Raw genomic sequence first — 18,467 nt, 5'->3', positions numbered from 1 at the left:
CGTGAGCTCGACATCAGCGGGACCGGCATCGGCAGGCGCTGCCGTCAGGCCGCCGCGTCGCTGGACGCTGCTGGACATCTTCTACTTCATCGGCGTGATCCTGAAGGGAATCGACGGAGCCATTGAGTTGCTGGTCGGCCTGGTGCTGCTGATCGCCCCGAGCATTCCGCATCTTGCGCTCAGCGCCATCGCGACCGAGGCCGGTGAGGGGTCCGGCCCGATCCGGGTCTTCATCGCCGGTTATGTCGAGAACCTCGACGATCGCCTTGCGCAGGGCGGGCTCGGCTTTCTGATCGCGTTCCTGATCGTTCATGGGGTTGTGAAGCTTGTGCTCGTATATTGCCTGCTGCGCCGGTTGCATCGCGCGTATCCGTATGCGCTCGCGGTGCTGATCCTGTTTCTCGCCTACCAGGTGTACACGGTTGTCGTCTCGCCGACGATCGGGCTGATCCTACTCACCGTGCTCGACGCGGTGATCATCGTCTTGGTCTACCGAGAGTACCGAGAGATCAAGCCGAAGGCCCCGGCATCCGCTGCTGGAGGCGAACCGGACTGAACCGGCGTGCTCAGTGCGTCATTTGCGGATGGTATTTGGCGAGTTGGAACACACCGTAGATGGCGAGAGCGCCCGCGACCACGAAGACCAGTGCCGCCCAGAGCGGAGCGGATGCGGCTTCGCCGAGCACGACGATTCCGATCGTGACACCGACGATCGGGTCGATCACCGTGAGTCCTGCGACCACCAGGTCGGGTGGCCCGGATGCGTACGCCGTCTGAACGAAGTACGTGCCGCACAGCGACGCCACGATGATTCCAACCGCGCACACGATCGTGAGCCAGTCTCCGGGCGCCAGGTGGAATCCGGTGCCGAGGCTCTGGGCCACGATGATCGTGTGCACGCGGTCGATCACCACTTTCGCGAGCGTCGCCACGAATCCGAACAGGATGCCCGCGCCGACGATGTAGAAGAACGCCGTGAACTTGCTGCGGAACAGCACGAATATTGTGCCGAGAACGAGCAGGACGCAGCCGAGAATCACCAGCACCGTGACCAGCTGCGAGTCGCGGATCGGCCGCGAGGAGGTCGTCAACGTCGCGGTCGTCACGAACAGCGCGACGCCGACGACGCAGAACGCAATAGCTCGAATGGCACGGCGGCCCAGCCTGGTGTGCGTGACGCGTGAGTTGATGATCGCCGTGATCACCAATCCGACGACGCCGAGCGGTTGCACCACCGTCAACGGTGCAAGGTAGAGGCTGAACAACTGGCACGCGATCGCCAGGCCGAGCATCACCGTGCCGAGCACCCAGGACGGGTTGCGCAACAACCCGAGCAGTTGGCGGACGCTCAAGCCCGCATTGTTAGCCGGCAGGCGATGTGCGTCGACCTGCGAGACGCCTCGGTGCTGGAACTGCGCCCCGAGTGCCAGGAAAACGGCTCCGACCAGTGCAACCGGGATGCCGAGAGACTGCATCGGTGTCAACGAGATCACATCGAGAGCCACCACACGAATCTAGCCGCTGCGGCTCAGGCGACGGCTCAAGGCGGGTGGTGATTCGGATGGTACGTGGCCGAGCCGAAACTACTCCCGTTGTCGTATGCGGTCGCGCGCTCTGGCGGATGCCATGCTCCTGCTCGGCGGGCACGCTTGACCCATGAACACACACCTGACCACCCCAGCCATCCGGCTGCGCAGCATCGTCAAGTCCTATGCAGGCGTGCACGCAGTGAGCGGTATCGACCTCGATTTCGCCGCGGGCGAGACCGTCGCGCTCCTCGGCCCCAACGGAGCAGGAAAGAGCACGAGCATCGGGATGATGCTCGGCCTCATCGTCCCGGACTCCGGCGAGGTCGTCGTCGGCGGACGCCACCCGCGAGAAGCCGTGGCGGCCGGTGTCATTGCGGCCATGCTGCAAGACACCGGCCTCATGCCCGGCGTGCAAGTCGGCGAACTCGTGCGCCTTGCAGCCGGACTGTATCCGCATCCGCTCAACCCGGATGCCGCACTCGAACTCGCCGACCTCGCGGACGTCTCCAGGCGTCGCGTCGACAAGCTCTCCGGAGGGCAGTCTCAGCGTTTGCGGTTCGCCATCGCGATAGTTGCGAACCCGCAGATCCTGATCCTCGACGAGCCGACCAGAGCACTGGACGTGCAAGGTCGCGCCGAATTCTGGATTGCGATGCGCGCGTATGCGTCCACGGGCCGCACGATCATCTTCGCAACGCACTATCTCGACGAAGTCGACGAGAACGCAGCTCGCGTCGTCGTGCTGTCTCACGGCAGCGTCGTCGCCGACGGCAACCCGGCCGAAATTCGCAGCCGCACCGGCGTGAGCGTCGTGCGCGTCAGCATTCGCGGTGGGAGCGCAGCATGTGCGAACCTGCCGGGCGTCATCGGCGTGACCGGTGACAGCCCGCAAGACCGGGTCGCGCTGCGCACGACCGACCCCGACGCGACCGTGCGTGCCCTTGCAACGAGCGGCCTCGACTGGCGAGGTCTGCAGGTCAATCCGCCGAGCCTCGACGAATCGTTCCTGACCCTGACCCAAGACCGCCTGACGAACAACAGCGCGACGAACAACAGCGCGACGAACAACAGCGTGACCACCACCACCACCATTCAGGAGTTCTCATGAACACGTACTACCTGCGTCTGGAAGTCATCCGGATGCTGCGCGACCCGAAATACCTCGCCCTCGCCGTCGGCGCTCCGATCGGTTTCTATCTGCTGTTCGCCACACTTTTCGGGGGCAGCCCTGCACAGCCGGGCCAGCTGAAGGGAACCGTGGAAATCATGGTGGCGATGGCCGCATACGGCGCCATCTGGGCCGTGCTGTCGACCACAGGTCCGCGCATCGCCGAGGAACGGCAAATCGGCTGGCTCGAGCAGGTGCGCTCGATGCCGTTGCCCGGAATCCAGGTGATCGGCGCGAAGATCATCGCCAGCGTCATCACCGCGCTTCCGGCGATCGTGCTGGTCTGTCTGACCGCGGCGACGGTCAAGGGAGTGCAGCTCTCGCTCGGCCAATGGGTTTCACTCGTCCTGGCCATCTGGCTCGGCAGCACGGCATTCGCCACTCTGGGAATCGCCATCGGCTTCAGTGTGAACTCCGACTTCGCCTACCCGCTCAGCTATGGACTGTACATGGCGATGTCGGCTCTCGGCGGCCTGTGGGTTCCGCCCGCGATCTTGCCGAGCGGAATGATGGATGTCGCTTACTGGCTGCCGACCTACCGGCTGGCCGACCTCGGCTGGTCGATCGCAAAGGGCGATGCCCCCGATCCTGCAAGCATCGCAGTCCTCGCCGCGTGGGCGCTCGGCCTGGCCGGCGTGGCGTGGCTGGCCTATCGGCGCCCGTCGCTGCACACGCACCGGTTGGTTGCGCGCGACGCCCACACGGCCGATATCTCCGGATAAACTACCGCTGTGTCAGGCGAATCGCCTGCGGTGGTAAGCCGCGCTCGTACCACTATTTTTGGCACCACCGCATTTCTGGTCGATGCGGCGATCGCGACCTTGATCGCGGCCGCCGCGTTGGTCGGCGTCTGGGGTGAGCTCACCTACGCCCCGCACCCCATCTCCACCGCGACGATCGCGTTCCCGGCCGGCGCATACCTGATCGCCTTGGCGGCCTCGACCCTCTTGCTCGAGCGGCGCCGGCATCCGATCGCGGTCAGCGCGGTGATTCTTGCACTGATCCTCGGGTACCACCTGCTCGGCTACCCCGGCGGCGCGCCGGCGTTGCCGCTGTTCGTTTCGGCCTATTCGATTGCCGCATACGGCAGGTCGTTGCGATGGGCACTGATCGCCGTTGCATTCGTCGTGGCGTGGCAGCTGATGCAGAGCCTTCCCCCGAACGCGCAGGCATGGAACTCGATAGCGACGGTCGCGACCGCGGGTGGAATGTTGGCGTATGTCCTGATCGGCGCATCCGCAGGTCAACTGCGTCGGGCGCACGTGCTGAATCTGCAGGCGGCAGCAGAATCGGCCGAGACCCGGATGCGGCAGACGCTCTCGGAGGAGCGCCTCGACATCGCCCGCGAACTGCACGACGTGCTCGCGCACACGATCTCAGCGATTTCCGTGCAGAGCGGCCTCGCGCTGGATGCGTTCGAGGACAATCCGGCGCAGGCCCGGGCCGCGATCTCCACCGTCAGAACACTTGCACGGCAGGCGATCCCGGAACTGCGATCGACACTCGAGTTGCTTCGCAGCGATGGTGATGCCGCCGGAAGCGCGGAGACGACAGGGCGATTGTCTTCCAAGCCGCGGCTGGCCGAGACGAGGCAACTGTTCCGGGAGGCTCGCAGCACGGGGCTGACCGTCACCACGAGCATTGACGTGCCGCCCGGCGTGCTGACGCCGGTCGAGGAACTGACCGCCTATCGGATCGTGCAGGAGGCGCTGACCAACGTCATTCGCCATGCCGACGCGAGCTCGGTGCAGGTTTCCGCCATCGTGCGCGAGGGCGCTCTGACGGTCAGCGTCGCCGATGACGGCCGCGGCACCGGCGGCGCCCCCGTGCCCGGGTTGGGGCTGCGCGGCATGCGCGAGAGGGTTCAGTCGCTCGATGGCAGCTTCAGTGCTGAAGATCGCCCGGAAGGCGGCTTTCAGATCAGCGCCGTCCTGCCGATCGGGGCCGGTTCGAGCGTCATCGCACCAAAGGCGGCATCGTGACGGTTCGGGTCGTGCTGGCTGATGACCAGGCGCTCATCCGTGAGGGCTTTCGGGCGATCCTGGAGCGCAGCGACGACATCCGCGTGGTGGGGGAGGCATCCGACGGCATCGATGCGGTCGCTGTCGTGCAGCGCACGCGGCCGGATGTCGTCATCATGGACGTGCGGATGCCCCGCCTCGACGGGATCGAGGCCACGGCACAGCTCTCGCGTGACGCCGCGCTGGCCGGCACGCGCGTGCTGGTCGTGACCACGTATGAGATCGACGAGAACGTGTTCGCGGCGCTGCGGGCAGGCGCGAGCGGCTTTCTGCTCAAAGACCTCGAACCGGACGATCTGCGTCACGCGGTGCGTGTTGTGGCGGCGGGTGAATCGCTCCTCGCGCCGAGTGTCACGCGGCGCCTCATCGCCCAATTCGTCGCGGCTCCGCAGCGCAGCAGCGACCGTGACGCTCAGCTGGAACTTCTGACGGAACGCGAGCGCGAGATCGTCACTCTGGTCGGAAAAGGACTCAGCAATATCGAGATCGGCCAGCGCCTCTACATCAGCCCGGCCACGGCTAAAACGCACGTTTCGCGAGCAATGGTCAAACTCGATGTGCGCGATCGCGCGCAATTGGTGGTCTTCGCCTATGAGTCCGGGTTGGCGACAGCACCCGGGCCGTGAGCTTTCGCCGCGCTGGGGTTCGGCTGGGGTTCGGCTGGGTTTCCCGTGGGGTGCAGTGGGGTGCACAGGGGTGCACAGGGGTGCAGAGGGATGCAGTGGCCGGGAACGCCCACAAGTCGAATAGTCTGCGCTCGAATCTCGAACGGGGTGCTGGGTGACCGCGCGTAGACTTGAGACGTTCCTGCTCGCAGATGAAAGAGGTCACGAGTGACCGCCCCTTCGCCCGTGGCAGCGCCACGGGATCGGTATTGGCTTGTGCCGCTCGGTCGCGCCATCGCAGCGCTGATCGCAGGCGCAGTGATCACATTCAGCGCGAATCACTCGGCGAGGCTCGGGCTCACGGTGTTCGGAGCGTTCGCTGTTGTCGCCGGCCTCGTTGTCGGAGTCGGCGCGCTGCTGTTGGCGGATCGCGTCGTTCGACCGTTGTTTCTGGCGCAAGGAGTTTTCGGCATTGCCGCAGGGGCATTGTCGCTTGCGCTCGGGATCGGTGGAGGCGGGCTGGGTGTCTTTCTGTTCGTCGTCAGCGTGTGGGCGGCGTTGACCGGGTTCAGTGAGCTGTACGCGGCGCTGCGCATTCGCGGCAGACTCGCCGCCGGCCGCGACTGGCTCGTTGTCGGGGCTATGACCGCCGTTCTGGCCGTTGTGTTCCTGCTGATCCCTGCGGATGCCGTACTCGCCGTCGGCCTGTTCGGCGCATACGCCGTCGTGATCGGCGTCTACCTCGCTATCGGCGCATTCTCGCTCAAGTGGGGCACGGCACAACCTCAGTCAGTGAGCACGCGGTCAGTGAGCACGCAGTCAGCTAATACGCAGGCACCGAGCACGCAGGCAGCGAGTACGGAGACGGACGCATGAGCAAGAAGTTGCCGCCGCTCGGCAGCGACAACCCCCGCACCCCGAGCATGCGCGAAATACTCAAGCCAGCGGAGCTCGTCGGCATTGCATTCGTCATGGCGATTTTCCTTGGCCTAGTCGCACTGATTTCAACGCGCGAACCCATCCTGGCGTTGATCGGCTTCGGCCTGGCGTTCATCGTCTCGCTCGTGGTCCTGGCGATGTTCGTGCTGAGCTCCAAGAAAGATGACCATGAGAGGGCGGACATCGTCGAGCAGGATGAAGCGGCGCAGAAGCGCCGCCAAGAGCGCGACCAGAAGTAGTCGCGCCCTTCGGCTCCGCTCAGGGACCGACCTTCGGCTGCGTTACTTCAGGTAGTCGACGAGTTCGCTCGCAAGGCCCACATAGGTGGCCGGCGTCAGTTCGAGCAGACGCTCCTTGGCAGCTTCGCCGATGTCAAGGCCCTCGACGAAGGCAATCAGGTCGTCGCGGTCGATGCGCTTGCCGCGGGTGAGCTCTTTGAGCAGAGCATACGGATCATGAATCGACGAGCGACCCGCGACCACCTCGGCACGGATGACCGTCTGAATCGCCTCGCCGAGAACCTCCCAGTTCGCATCGAGATCGGCCGCCAACCGCGCCCGGTCCAGGTCGATTTCGCCCAAGCCGCGTTGGAGGTTGTCCAGCGCCAGCAGCGAGTGGCCCAAGGCAACCCCGATGTTCCGTTGCGTCGTCGAGTCGGTCAGGTCGCGCTGCAGGCGACTCGTGACAAGCGTCGCGGCCAGCGAGTCGAGCAGGGCGCTGGAGAGCTCCAGGTTCGCCTCCGCGTTCTCGAACCGGATCGGGTTGATCTTGTGCGGCATCGTCGACGACCCCGTCGCGCCCTCTTGCGGAATCTGCCGAAAGTAGCCCATCGAGATGTAGGTCCAGGCATCCGTTGCGAGGTTGTGCAGCACTCGATTCGCGTGGGAGATGCGGTTGTAGAGCTCGGCCTGCCAGTCGTGCGACTCGATCTGCGTCGTCAGCGGGTTCCAGGTGAGCCCGAGCGATTCGACGAACTCGCGCGAGATGCGCGGCCAGTCTGCTGTCGCATCCGCTTCGACGTGTGCAGCAAAGGTGCCCGTCGCACCGCTGAACTTGCCGAGAAACTCGGTGTGCGACACCTGGTCGGCGATGCGCTCGAGCCGGTGCACGAAGACGGCGAGCTCTTTGCCCATCGTGGTCGGTGTTGCAGGCTGGCCGTGCGTGTGGGCAAGCATCGCATCATCGCGATAGGCGATGGCCTGTTGCTTGAGCAGGGCCATCACAGCGCGCAGCTTCGGCAACCACACCTGGTGCACCGCCGCGCTGACGGTGATGGCATAGGCGAGATTGTTGATGTCCTCGCTGGTGCAGGCGAAGTGCGTGAGCTCCGCGATCGCGTCGAGGCCGAGCGCCGCCAGGCGGTCGCGCACAAGGTATTCGACAGCCTTCACATCGTGCCGGGTCGTCGCCTCGTATGCGGCGAGCTCGTCGATCTCCTTCTGGCCGAACGTCGAGACCAGGGCGCGCAGGGAGTCGAGCTGCTCGGCGGTCAGCGGCGACGAGCCGAACATGCTGTGCCCGGTGAGGTAGATCAGCCATTCGACTTCGACCTGCACGCGGGCGCGGTTCAGGCCGGCCTCTGACAGATGGTCGCCCAGCGCAGCGACCGCAGTGCGATAGCGACCGTCGAGTGGGCTGAGCGGTTGCGGCGGCAGAGAAGTCATGGTTCCATTCTGGCGCACACCGGATTAGGGCGGATGCGGGGTCGTTGCCGCGCGTGGATAGCGCGGCGCCCGCACAGGGCGCCGCCACGCAGCCGCTCTCTTTGCCTCCCCCGCAAGCCCTGCCGGCCGTTCTCCACGGATGCCGCCGCTCGCGTCTCGCTGTCTGTCGCGAACCGCGACACTGGAGGCGCGACCACAACACAAGGAGGGGCGCACATGACGTTCGCAGCGGGTGCCGGACTTGCGGATGCCGGACTTGCGGGAGCCGGGGTTGCGGGTGCCGGGGCGACCGTGACGAGCCTGCGCATGCAACGAAGGGTTCTCGCTCACGTCGCTGCGGAGCTCGCCTCCTCCCTGCACCGCATTCCGACGACCGACGGGTCGTGGCGATCGGACGCCCAGCGCGCCTATCTGCGCAAGCTCGGTGAACTCGAGCACGACCTGCGCGCCGCATGGGCAGCGCTCGCCGCGGCAATCGATGAAGTTGATCACGCCATCGCGGTCGTCGAGCGGAATGCTGCTGCACGCACAACGTTCGGCGCGGAGGCATACTGACGTGGGCGACATAACGATTTCCGGCGGAGGAATGAGCGCCGTCGCGACCGACCAGATGCTCGAAGACGCACGCACGCTGAACGCGCTGGCACAGTCGGCCTCGGCGTGGCAGCAGTCACTGGATTCATCGGCTGCGCATGGCATCGCCGCGAGTGCACGCACGGCACAGGCTCAAGGCTCGCATGATCCATGGCCATACGTGCTGCGCGCGCAGCGTGCCATTGCCGCAGGCCGCGAGCTCTGTCAGGGGCTCGCACGCGACCTCGACCAGGCAGCGGATGCGTACGGCCGGGTCGAGCGGGCCGCGGCGAGCGCTGCTGAGGCAGGTGGGTCCGTCGCCGGATACGCCCTCGGCGCATCCGCACCGCTGATCGGCCTGCTCATTGCGGCCTCGTTGCCCGGTTGGGCAGCCGTGTTCGCCGGCGCATCGCTTCTGGGCGTGTCGCCGACAAAAACCGTCAGCGGGCTGTTCCGCTGGCTGACGGCGCATCGGGGAGTGTTACGCAACCCCGCCGTCGTGTCGTTCGTGCGCCAAGCGGTCTCGGCGGCGGACAGCACGCTGTTCGGCGCAGCGGGAGTACCGTATCCGGTGGTGCGGGCGCTCGACGACGGTGCGACCGGACTATTCGGATTGCGCGGCGCGGCAGGCACGGTCGTTGCATTGGCCGGGCCGAACGCCCTCAAGGAGACTCCGGTGACGGTGAGCAGGCTCGACGATGTATCCGTCACCGCCGGTGCCCCTGCGGGCTTTCGTGACCTGGCTGACCGTGTGCCTGCGAGCACTGCGGGTGGCCCGCAGGTGCGGGTTGAGCGCTACGACGTCGGTGCCGACCGCCCGCACTGGGTGGTCTACGTGGCCGGAACGGTCGACCCGAGGTTCGTGACTGGCGGTGAGCCGTGGGACGATACCTCGAACGTCAACGGCGTAGCGGGTCTGAGCGCGGGCTCTGTTCGTGCAACAGAGCAGGCGCTGGCGGCTGCCGGTGCCCTGCCGGGCGACGCCGTGCTCCCGGTCGGCTATTCGCAGGGCGGCATCGCAGCGACCAGTCTGGCGACAGGCACCCAGTACGGTACTCCGGCGCTCGTCACCTTCGGCTCCCCCACCGGCGGGATCGACGTTCCGTCGAGCGTGACGGATATTGCGGTCGAGCATCGAGACGATGTCATTCCCGCGCTCGGCGGCAATCAGCGCCCCTCGGCACACGGTGGAAGTGATCGCATCCTCGTGGAACGCACCAGTTATGACACGCCTCCGCCTCTGGACGAATCGCCGCTGGTCGCGCACAGCCTGGGCAATTACGCCGAAACGGCCAGCCGGATGGATGCGTCCAGGGACCCCAGACTGGTCGGGGCGCGGAATACGCTGGCAGCCTTCACGGGCGGCGTCGACGCACAGGTCACGATGTGGCGAGGCGAACGCGTCGCCCCGCACTGAAGGCTGTTACTACGGCCTGCGGGTGATCGGCCGGGCGAACAGGCCGATGAACCAGCTGATCACGGCGAGCACCAAAGCTCCCAGCACTCCCGTCCAGAAGCCGGAAACGGTCAGGCCGAATCCCATCGCACCGCTGATCCACGCGACGATGAGCAGCAGCAGCCCATTCACGATCAGCGAGACGAGGCCGAGCGTCAGAATGTACAACGGGAACGCCACGACACGGATGACCGTGCCGACTATCCCGTTCACGAGTCCGAAGATGAGACCGAGCAGCAGGTAGGTCAGGAGCGTTGGCCAAAAGCCGCTCGTCCACGGCTTGACGGCAATTCCGCTGACGATCAGCGTCGTGAGCCAGAGGGCGAGCGCATTGATGATCAGCTTGACCAGGAATCTCATTCGTCCACTATCCCAGGTGCTCGGCCGGTTCGCGAGTGTTGACTTGTCACGAGTGTTCTGCACGCCTATTCTTTCTGCGCACCCAGGCGGCTCGGACTAGATTTGACCCTGTGAGCGCCGACACCCAGCCCCCGTCAAAACCAACAGTCAAGCTTCGCCCGGAGATCGTCGCCCTGGCTGCGTATCGACAGGGCCGCACGCCATCGGAGTCCGGTTTCAAACTCTCCAGCAACGAGAACCCGTTCGACCCGTTGCCCGGAGTGCTCGTCGCGGTCGGCGCGGCGGCCACGCTCAATCGCTACCCAGACGGTGCGGCGCTGGCGCTGCGTGGCCGGCTCGCGGAACGATTCTGCGTCGAGACCGATCAGGTGCACCTCGGCGCAGGCTCCGTCGCCCTGCTGTCGCAGTTCATCAATGCCGCAGCCGGCCCGGGCGATGAGGTGCTTTACTCGTGGCGATCGTTCGAGGCCTACCCGGGGCTCGTAGCGGTGTCGGGCGCCAACAGCGTGCAGATTCCCAACCGCGCAGACGGCAGCCACGACCTCGACGCGATGGCCGCAGCGATCACTGAGCGCACGAGGGTTATCATCGTCTGCTCCCCCAACAATCCGACGTCGACCATTGTGACGGCTTCGTCGTTCGTGGACTTCATGGCAAATGTGCCTTCCGACGTGCTGGTGTTGCTCGACGAGGCGTACCACGAGTTCGAGACGGATGCGACAGCCGTCGACGGTGCTCCGCTGTTGGAGCGCTACCCCAACCTGGTCGTTCTCCGCACCTTCTCGAAGGCGTACGGGCTCGCCGGCCTCCGCATCGGCTATGCGGTCGGCCCCGCAGCGATCATTGCAGCCGCGAGATCTGCCGCCATCCCGATGTCTGTGACGGATGTCGCACAGGCCGCCGCGCTGGCCTCCATCGACCTCGAAGACGAGTTGCTCGAGCGAGTAGCGCGGATCGCACTGCGCCGTGATGAACTCCGTGCCAGGCTCATCGACCAGGGCTGGCGCATTCCCGAATCGCAGGGCAACTTCGTCTGGCTGGCCACCGCCGAGGAGACAGCGCAGGCAGCGGATGCCTTCTTCGATGCGGGACTGTCGGTGCGCGCGTTCCCGCCAGAGGGCATCCGCATTTCGGTCGGAGAGGCGGAATCTGTCGAGAAAGTTCTAAAGATTTCCAAAGAGATTGTTCGAGACCTACCAAGGGGGCATCAGGCCAAGCGGTTAGGTTAGTACGGTGCCTGTCTCGAACGCGCCCGATCCTGCCCTGGTGAACCCTGCCCAAATACACCCTGCCCAAATAAACCCTGCCCTGATAGATTCGGCGAACCCCTCGGTTCCGTTCGTGCAATTGCTCACCCCGGATGGCCGAATTCAGCCGAGTGCCGCAGCAGACGAATACCTGCCATACGTGGAGCGGCTCGACGAGGAACTGCTTCGCCGCTTCTACAGCGACATGGTCACGGCGCGCCGTTTCGACACGGAAGCCACCAATCTGCAACGGCAGGGTCAGCTTGCACTCTGGCCGCCAAGTCACGGGCAAGAGGCGGCGCAGGTCGGGTCCGCGCACGCCGCGAGAGCGCAGGACCATCTGTTCCCGTCGTATCGCGAGCACATCGTCGGCATGATTCGCGGCGTTGACGGGCTGGACATCATCCGCGTCATGCGAGGGCTGACGAACAGCGGATGGACGCTCGATGACCCGAGCAACGGCAATGTGCATCCGTACACCCTCGTGCTCGGCACGCAGACACTGCACGCAACCGGTTACGCGATGGGCATCAAGTTCGACGGGGCGTGCGGCACCGGCGACCCGGAGACGGATGCGGCGGTGATGGTCTACTTCGGCGACGGGTCTACGTCGGAGGGCGACGTCAGCGAGGCGTTCGTCTTCGCGGCCAGCTATCAGACGCCGCAGGTGTTCTTCCTGCAGAACAATCACTGGGCGATCTCCGTGCCGGTCTCGACGCAGTCGCGAACCCCGCTGTATCTGCGCTCGACCGGGTTCGGCATTCCCGGAGTGCAGGTCGACGGCAATGACGTGCTCGCCAGCTTCGCGGTCACCGTCAAACACCTCGACGGCGCGCGCGCCGGCGACGGACCGACCTTGATCGAGGCGGTCACGTACCGGATGGGCGCGCACACCACCAGCGACGATCCCACTAAATATCGCGGCGCCGATGAGGTTGCGTATTGGAGTGCGCGGGATCCGATCGCTCGCTACCGCACCTACCTCGCCGACCGCGGCGCCGACGACGCCTTCTTCGCCCGCGTCGACGAAGAAGCGGATGACCTCGCGGCGGATATCCGCGCGCGCACGTTGGCGCTCGGGCCGGCGAGCCAGTCGCTGATCTTCGACAATGTGTATGCGGAGCCGCATCCGGTGATGGACGAACAGAAGGCATGGCTCGAACGCTACGAGGGGTCCTTCGTCACGCCGGAATCCACGGAATCGGGAGAGGCGTCCGCATGACGACACTCGAATCGGATCGGTCGCTGAGCACGCCGAATCGCGACCTTCCCGCCGGTGGTGCCGCGACCAGTGGTGCAGAGAGCACTGTCGAATCGCTGCCGATGGCCAAGGCGCTGAACGCGGGCCTGCGCCTGGCGATGCATAACGACCCGAAGGTGCTGCTGATGGGCGAGGATATCGGCCGGCTCGGTGGAGTGTTCCGCGTCACGGAAGGGCTGCAGGCCGAGTTCGGAGTCAACCGCGTGCTCGATACTCCGCTCGCGGAGTCCGGCATCGTCGGCACGGCGATCGGTCTGGCGCTGCGTGGCTACCGGCCGGTCTGCGAGATCCAGTTCGACGGTTTCATATTTCCGGCATTCGACCAGATCACCACCCAATTGGCCAAGTTGACAGCGCGGATGGAGGGCACGCTGAACATGCCCGTCGTCATCCGAGTGCCGTATGGCGGGCACATCGGCGCCGTCGAACACCACCAGGAAAGCCCGGAGGCCTATTTCGCGCACACGGCCGGCCTGCGCGTCGTCAGCCCGTCGACGCCGAACGATGCGTATTGGATGATCCAGGAGGCGATTGCCTCACGCGATCCGATCATGTTCTTCGAGCCGAAGAGTCGCTACTGGCCCAAGGGTCAAGTGGACTTTTCTGCGCACGCCGTTCCGCTGCATGCCAGCCGGGTCGTGCGTACGGGAACCGATGTCACGCTGCTCGGCCACGGCGCGATGGTCAGTGTGCTGCTGCACGCGGCCGAGCTCGCGGCGGGAGAAGGCACAAGCGTCGAGGTGATCGACCTGCGTTCGATCTCACCGATCGACTACGGGCCGATTCTGGAGTCTGTGCGCAAGACGACGCGGCTCGTCGTCGCGCAAGAAGCCCCCGGTTTCGTCAGCGTCAGCTCGGAGATCGCCGCAACCGTCACGGAGAAGGCGTTCTATTCGCTCGAGGCGCCGGTGCTGCGCGTCGCCGGGTTCGACACGCCCTTCCCGCCCGCAAAGCTCGAAGACCTCTACCTGCCTGACGCCGACCGCGTGCTCGAGGCCGTCGACCGCGCACTGGCGTATTGAGATGATTCGCCCCCGACAGTGTCCGTTTCGGACCAAAGTGCTCGCAATACCGGGCGCGCTCGTCCAAATTGGACACTCTCGCCGACCGAATGAAGGACAGCGCAACCATGAGTGAATCCGAGTTCCTGCTCCCCGATGTCGGCGAAGGTTTGACCGAGGCTGAAATTGTGTCGTGGAAGGTCGCGCCCGGCGACACCGTGCACCTCAACCAGGTACTTGTCGAGATCGAGACGGCGAAGTCGCTGGTCGAACTGCCGTCGCCGTTCGACGGAGTCGTCGGCGAACTACTGGTGAGTGAAGGCCAAACCGTCGACGTCGGCACCCCGATCATCATCGTGACGGATGTCGCGCTGTCAAGCGCGGGGGAGCGCGCCAGCGATCCCGCAACCGCAACCGCGCCCGCGGGCCCGAGCGAGCGAGCGAGCGAGGAGGTCTTCGCGGATGCTGCGGTCGACGTCGAGTCGACCATTGAACGCGAAGACGACGAGAAACCTGGCGCGGTGTTGGTGGGCTACGGTTCGCAGGGGCATGGCCCGAGCAGGCGCCGCCGAGCGACGCATCCGGGCAGCGCGGTGGTTGGCGCCACGCCGGCCAGCGGCGCAGCTCCCCGCAGTACGGCAGCGGATGCGCCGCGCCAGTTCCCAGCACCGGCGCGGCCAGACGAGCGCCGGCATCTGCCGAGCGGGGCAGAGCTTATGCCGGCGGCATCCGCTTCGCCTGTGATCGCGAAGCCGCCGATCCGCAAGCTGGCCAAGGACCTCGGTGTCGAGTTGGCTGACGTTGAACCGACCGGGCTGGCCGGTGAAACCACGCGCGATGACGTGGTGCGTGCAGCGACGCAGGCGAGTGTGTTCCACAACATTCAGACGCCCGAGTGGCCGGACACACGCGAGGAGCGCATCCCGGTCAAGGGCGTGCGCAAGGCGATCGCGACGGCGATGTCGAAGAGCGCATTCAGCGCACCCCACGTCGGCCTGTTCGTCGATGTCGACGCGACGCGCACGATGGAGTTCGTCAAGCGGCTCAAGAACTCGACCGACTTCGCCGGAGTGAAAGTATCCCCACTGCTGATCATGGCAAAGGCGATGATCTGGGCGGTGCGCCGCAACCCGACAGTCAACTCGACCTGGACTGACGAAGAGATCATCGTGCACCACTTCGTCAACCTCGGCATTGCGGCAGCAACGCCGCGCGGCCTGATCGTTCCGAACGTGAAGGACGCGCAGGATCTCAGCCTGCTCGATTTGGCCCGCGCGCTCGAGCAGCTCACCTTGACGGCGCGTGATGGCAGAACGTCGCCCGCGGATATGGCAGGCGGCACGATCACGATTACGAACATCGGTGTGTTCGGCATGGACACGGGCACGCCGATTCTGAATCCGGGCGAGGTGGGAATTATCGCGCTCGGCACGATCAAACAGAAGCCGTGGGTTGTCGACGGCGAGGTGCGTCCGCGCCTGGTCACGACGATCGGCGCCTCGTTCGACCACCGCGTTGTCGACGGGGATGTCGCCAGTCGCTTCGTCGCGGACGTCGCGTCGATCATCGAGGAGCCCGCGCTCCTGCTGGACTGACACGCCGAGCACCCGGCTGGTCGAGCCGCCCGCGAGCGCAGCGCGCACGCCTTCCGTTGGTCGAGTAGCCCGCGAGCGCAGCGCGCACCCCTTCCGGTGGTCGAGTAGCTCGCGAGCGCAGCGCGCGGGCGTATCGAGACCCCGGCAGCAAAGGATCGCATCGTGGCCTCGACACCGGGCCGCGTGATAATGGTTTTGACAATCATTATCAATAAGAGTTAAAGTTGGCTATCGACCGGGGGATGAGCGCCGGCCCCGCACGTGAGATAGGCCACCATGAACCGCAAGCGCTTTGCCGCTCCAGCATTGCTCGCGGCGCTGCTTGCCACAGCCGTGGTGCTGACCGGCTGCTCCGCCGGGGCATCCGCCGCGCCGTCCGAGACCTCAGGCACGCTGTCGGTGGTTGCGACCACCAACGTGTGGGGCGATATCGCGGCGACGGTCGGCGGCGATCATGTCACCGTCACCTCGCTGATCAGCGACCCGAATATCGACCCGCACGAATTCCAAGCGGATGCCCGCGACCAGCTTGCGATCGCGAAGGCCAATGTCGTGGTCAAGAACGGCGGCGGCTACGACGACTTCGCAAACACCATGCTCGCCGCTGCTGGCAACAACGCGGCCGGCAACAGTGCGACCGGCGGCAGTGCGCCCGGCAACAGTGCGGCCGGCAACTCGAAGCGCATCGTGCTCGACGCCGTTCAGATTTCCGGCAAGAAGGCGCACGGATCAGCAGGGCTCAACGAGCACGTCTGGTACGACTTCCCGACAGTGGAGAAAGTAGCGACGCAGCTCAGTTCCGCGTTTGCGAAACTCGACCCCAAGAATGCGACCGTCTATGTGCAGAACGCCGGCGCACTGAATGCGAAAATCGCCGACCTCGTAACGCGGGAGGGGGCACTCAAAGCGAAGTATTCGGGTCAGGGCGCGGCGATCACGGAGCCCGTGCCGTTGTATCTGTTGAACTCGATCGGACTCGTTGACAAGACGCCGCAGAAGTTCAGCGAGGCAGTGGAGAACAACACCGATGTTGCGCCGTCCGTTTTGAACGACACGCTCTCGCTGTTCAGCGAGCACGCGGTCAGGCTCCTGGTCTACAACGAGCAGACCACCGGTGCGCAGACCGATGCCGTGCTGGCGGCGGCGAAGAGCGCCGACGTGCCTGTCGTGCCGGTGGCCGAGACGATGCCGAAAGGCGACACGTTTCTATCCTGGATGAGCGGCAATCTGGCTGCCGTCGCAGCAGCACTGAACACGCCGTCGAGCAAGTAGCGTTGACCTCGTGAGCGACTCCGTACTCAGTCTGCGCGCCGCAGCCCTCCGCTTCGGTGACCGCACGCTGTGGAGCGGCGTTGACCTCGACGTGATGCCCGGCGAATTCGTTGCGGTTCTCGGCGCGAACGGATCGGGCAAGACCAGCTTGCTCAAGGTCATCCTGGGCAAGCAGCGGCTGAGCTCGGGTCGGGTCAGCTTCCTCGGCGAACCGGTGCGGCGTGGCAACCGCAGAATCGGTTATGTGCCGCAGCAGAAACTCGCAGATGAGGGCACGCCGTTGCGTGCGCGAGACCTCATCATGCTGGCGATCGACGGTCATCGCTGGGGTCCTGCCCTGCCGTCCAAGGCACGGCGAAAGCGAGCGGATGCCGTCCTCGCCTCGATCGGCGCCGCCGACTATGCGAAGGTGCCCATAGCAACACTCTCGGGTGGAGAACAACAGCGCCTGCGCGTCGGGCAGGCGCTCGCCGACAGCCCGCGGCTGCTGCTGTGCGATGAGCCGCTGATCTCGCTCGATCTGGCCTATCAGCGGGCGATCAGTGAGCTGATCGACACCAATCGTCGCCAGAAGGCGATTGGCGTGCTGTTCGTCACCCACGACATCAACCCGATCCTCGGCATGGTCGACCGGGTGCTGTATCTGGCCGGTGGGCGCTTCCGCATCGGCAGCCCAGACGAGGTGCTGCGCAGCGACGTGCTCAGCGAGTTGTACGGATCCCCGGTCGAGGTGGTTCGCACCCACGGGCGTGTGATCGTGATCGGAACGGCCGACGCGGGCGCGGGGCACCACGATGAGCACCATGACGCTCCATACGACCCCGAACATGTCAGCCACCACGTAGAGGTGCGGCCGCTGTGACCGGATTGACCGTCGGGCTGGCGCACGCAGCGGCCGCGGCTGACGACCTGTGGTCGCAACTGTTCAACTTCACCGACTACGGCGAGTTGGTGCTACTGCTGATGAACTCGATCCTGGCCGGTGCCATCCTCGGGCTGGTCGGAGGGTTGATCGGCGTTTTCGTGATGTCCAGGGACATGGCATTTGCAGTGCACGGGATCAGCGAACTGTCGTTCGCGGGGGCATCCGCCGGTCTGCTGTTCGGTATCGGCGTAGTGCAGGGCTCGGTGATCGGCTCGGTGATCGCAGCACTCGTCATCGGCGTGCTCGGTTCGCGAGCACGTGATCGCAACTCGATCACGGCCGTGCTGATGCCGTTCGGTCTCGGCCTGGGAATCCTGTGCCTGGCCCTGTACCAGGGGCGCTCTGCGAACAAGTTCGGGCTGCTGACCGGGCAGATCGTCGCCGTCGACAATCCGCAGCTGGGTGCCCTGGTCGTCATCTCCGCGATCGTGCTCGCCGGTCTGCTCGTCGTGTGGCGGCCGCTGCTTTTCTCCAGCGTGGATGCCGATGTCGCGGCCGCGCGCGGCGTTCCCGTTCGCACGCTGTCGATCGTGTTCATGCTTTTGCTCGGCCTTGCGGTCGCGGTCTCCGTGCAGATCGTCGGTGCTCTGCTCGTGCTCGCCATTCTGGTCACGCCGGCGGCGGCGGCGCTACGGGTCTCTTCGTCACCGGTGCTCGTGCCCGTGCTCAGCGTGATCTTCGCAATGACATCGATGGTCGGCGGCATCCTGCTGGCGCTCGGTGGATCGATCCCGATCAGCCCGTACGTCACGACGATCTCGTTCCTGATCTACGTCGTGTGCCGGGTGATCTCGGCGGTACGAACGCGTGCTGGGATCAGCGGGCGTCGCGCCCCGGCATCGGTGTCCTGA

General features: G+C 65.5%; 19 protein-coding genes. 16 read left to right on the top strand and 3 right to left on the bottom strand.

Annotated elements, in window-relative coordinates; translation table 11 throughout:
• Position 1 precedes the first annotated feature (1 nt).
• Positions 2-556, top strand: coding sequence for a DUF2127 domain-containing protein (locus QU604_RS21795; RefSeq protein WP_308466698.1), 555 nt, complete (start codon positions 2-4; stop codon positions 554-556).
• A 10-nt stretch (positions 557-566) separates the two neighbouring features.
• Here the strand turns inward: QU604_RS21795 and QU604_RS21790 are convergent, their stop codons facing one another.
• Positions 567-1,505, bottom strand: a complete 939-nt coding sequence (locus QU604_RS21790) for a DMT family transporter (RefSeq protein ID WP_308466697.1) — start codon at positions 1,503-1,505, stop codon at positions 567-569.
• Between the two features lie 151 nt (positions 1,506-1,656).
• Here QU604_RS21790 and QU604_RS21785 point away from each other — a divergent pair, with 151 nt between their 5' ends.
• The 6 genes from QU604_RS21785 to QU604_RS21760 all read left to right on the top strand — a co-directional run bounded on the left by QU604_RS21785 (position 1,657) and on the right by QU604_RS21760 (position 6,501).
• The gene (locus tag QU604_RS21785; RefSeq protein WP_308466696.1) at positions 1,657-2,637 is read left to right on the top strand and encodes an ABC transporter ATP-binding protein; all 981 of its coding nucleotides are present in this window, start codon (positions 1,657-1,659) and stop codon (positions 2,635-2,637) included.
• The gene (locus QU604_RS21780; RefSeq protein WP_308466695.1) at positions 2,634-3,419 is read left to right on the top strand and encodes an ABC transporter permease; all 786 of its coding nucleotides are present in this window, start codon (positions 2,634-2,636) and stop codon (positions 3,417-3,419) included. Before QU604_RS21785 ends, QU604_RS21780 begins: the two co-directional genes overlap by 4 nt.
• 9 nt (positions 3,420-3,428) lie before the next feature.
• Positions 3,429-4,679, top strand: a complete 1,251-nt coding sequence (locus tag QU604_RS21775) for a sensor histidine kinase (RefSeq protein WP_308466694.1) — start codon at positions 3,429-3,431, stop codon at positions 4,677-4,679.
• Positions 4,676-5,344, top strand: a complete 669-nt coding sequence (locus QU604_RS21770) for a response regulator (RefSeq protein WP_308466693.1) — start codon at positions 4,676-4,678, stop codon at positions 5,342-5,344. Before QU604_RS21775 ends, QU604_RS21770 begins: the two co-directional genes overlap by 4 nt.
• 207 nt (positions 5,345-5,551) lie before the next feature.
• On the top strand, positions 5,552-6,199 hold the full coding sequence (locus QU604_RS21765; RefSeq protein WP_308466692.1) for a hypothetical protein: 648 nt from the start codon (positions 5,552-5,554) through the stop codon (positions 6,197-6,199).
• A complete protein-coding gene (locus QU604_RS21760; protein WP_308466691.1) occupies positions 6,196-6,501 on the top strand; it encodes a hypothetical protein in 306 nt (101 codons plus the stop codon). The genes QU604_RS21765 and QU604_RS21760 overlap by 4 nt, the downstream gene beginning before the upstream one ends.
• Before the next feature lie 42 nt (positions 6,502-6,543).
• Here the strand turns inward: QU604_RS21760 and purB are convergent, their stop codons facing one another.
• Positions 6,544-7,926 (bottom strand): adenylosuccinate lyase, encoded by a 1,383-nt coding sequence (gene purB, locus QU604_RS21755; RefSeq protein ID WP_308466690.1) that lies wholly within the window; start codon positions 7,924-7,926, stop codon positions 6,544-6,546.
• Between the two features lie 216 nt (positions 7,927-8,142).
• On the opposite strand from purB, the gene QU604_RS21750 reads away from it, so the two are divergent.
• Entirely contained in the window at positions 8,143-8,481 is a 339-nt protein-coding gene (locus QU604_RS21750; RefSeq protein WP_308466689.1) for a hypothetical protein, read from the top strand.
• A gap of 1 nt (position 8,482) precedes the next feature.
• On the top strand, positions 8,483-9,916 hold the full coding sequence (locus QU604_RS21745) for a hypothetical protein (protein WP_308466688.1): 1,434 nt from the start codon (positions 8,483-8,485) through the stop codon (positions 9,914-9,916).
• A 9-nt stretch (positions 9,917-9,925) separates the two neighbouring features.
• Here the strand turns inward: QU604_RS21745 and QU604_RS21740 are convergent, their stop codons facing one another.
• Positions 9,926-10,315, bottom strand: a complete 390-nt coding sequence (locus QU604_RS21740) for a phage holin family protein (protein ID WP_308466687.1) — start codon at positions 10,313-10,315, stop codon at positions 9,926-9,928.
• A gap of 110 nt (positions 10,316-10,425) precedes the next feature.
• On the opposite strand from QU604_RS21740, the gene QU604_RS21735 reads away from it, so the two are divergent.
• The 7 genes from QU604_RS21735 to QU604_RS21705 all read left to right on the top strand — a co-directional run bounded on the left by QU604_RS21735 (position 10,426) and on the right by QU604_RS21705 (position 18,467).
• On the top strand, positions 10,426-11,544 hold the full coding sequence (locus QU604_RS21735; RefSeq protein ID WP_308466686.1) for a histidinol-phosphate transaminase: 1,119 nt from the start codon (positions 10,426-10,428) through the stop codon (positions 11,542-11,544).
• Positions 11,545-11,656: 112 nt separating this feature from the next.
• Positions 11,657-12,784, top strand: a complete 1,128-nt coding sequence (locus QU604_RS21730) for a thiamine pyrophosphate-dependent dehydrogenase E1 component subunit alpha (protein WP_308468997.1) — start codon at positions 11,657-11,659, stop codon at positions 12,782-12,784.
• A gap of 101 nt (positions 12,785-12,885) precedes the next feature.
• The gene (locus QU604_RS21725) at positions 12,886-13,845 is read left to right on the top strand and encodes an alpha-ketoacid dehydrogenase subunit beta (RefSeq protein ID WP_308468996.1); all 960 of its coding nucleotides are present in this window, start codon (positions 12,886-12,888) and stop codon (positions 13,843-13,845) included.
• Positions 13,846-13,952: 107 nt separating this feature from the next.
• On the top strand, positions 13,953-15,419 hold the full coding sequence (locus QU604_RS21720; protein WP_308466685.1) for a dihydrolipoamide acetyltransferase family protein: 1,467 nt from the start codon (positions 13,953-13,955) through the stop codon (positions 15,417-15,419).
• Between the two features lie 276 nt (positions 15,420-15,695).
• Positions 15,696-16,691, top strand: a complete 996-nt coding sequence (locus QU604_RS21715) for a metal ABC transporter solute-binding protein, Zn/Mn family (RefSeq protein ID WP_308466684.1) — start codon at positions 15,696-15,698, stop codon at positions 16,689-16,691.
• A 10-nt stretch (positions 16,692-16,701) separates the two neighbouring features.
• The gene (locus QU604_RS21710) at positions 16,702-17,553 is read left to right on the top strand and encodes a metal ABC transporter ATP-binding protein (protein ID WP_308466683.1); all 852 of its coding nucleotides are present in this window, start codon (positions 16,702-16,704) and stop codon (positions 17,551-17,553) included.
• Positions 17,554-17,654: 101 nt separating this feature from the next.
• Positions 17,655-18,467, top strand: a complete 813-nt coding sequence (locus QU604_RS21705) for a metal ABC transporter permease (protein ID WP_308468995.1) — start codon at positions 17,655-17,657, stop codon at positions 18,465-18,467.

Source organism: Rathayibacter sp. SW19 (assembly GCF_030866825.1).
In the GTDB taxonomy this organism is placed as follows: Bacteria; Actinomycetota; Actinomycetes; order Actinomycetales; family Microbacteriaceae; genus Rathayibacter_A; species Rathayibacter_A soli.
Note: the sequence above shows the minus strand (reverse complement) of the source record. Positions and strands in the feature narration are given on the sequence as shown.

Coding starts and splice junctions, on each gene's coding strand:
- QU604_RS21785 (WP_308466696.1), top strand. CDS start 1,657: ATGAACACACACCTGACCACCCCAGCCATCCGGCTGCGCAGCATCGTC.
- QU604_RS21780 (WP_308466695.1), top strand. CDS start 2,634: ATGAACACGTACTACCTGCGTCTGGAAGTCATCCGGATGCTGCGCGAC.
- QU604_RS21760 (WP_308466691.1), top strand. CDS start 6,196: ATGAGCAAGAAGTTGCCGCCGCTCGGCAGCGACAACCCCCGCACCCCG.
- purB (WP_308466690.1), bottom strand. CDS start 7,926: ATGACTTCTCTGCCGCCGCAACCGCTCAGCCCACTCGACGGTCGCTAT.
- QU604_RS21750 (WP_308466689.1), top strand. CDS start 8,143: ATGACGTTCGCAGCGGGTGCCGGACTTGCGGATGCCGGACTTGCGGGA.
- QU604_RS21740 (WP_308466687.1), bottom strand. CDS start 10,315: ATGAGATTCCTGGTCAAGCTGATCATCAATGCGCTCGCCCTCTGGCTC.
- QU604_RS21725 (WP_308468996.1), top strand. CDS start 12,886: ATGGCCAAGGCGCTGAACGCGGGCCTGCGCCTGGCGATGCATAACGAC.
- QU604_RS21720 (WP_308466685.1), top strand. CDS start 13,953: ATGAGTGAATCCGAGTTCCTGCTCCCCGATGTCGGCGAAGGTTTGACC.
- QU604_RS21715 (WP_308466684.1), top strand. CDS start 15,696: ATGAACCGCAAGCGCTTTGCCGCTCCAGCATTGCTCGCGGCGCTGCTT.
- QU604_RS21705 (WP_308468995.1), top strand. CDS start 17,655: ATGAACTCGATCCTGGCCGGTGCCATCCTCGGGCTGGTCGGAGGGTTG.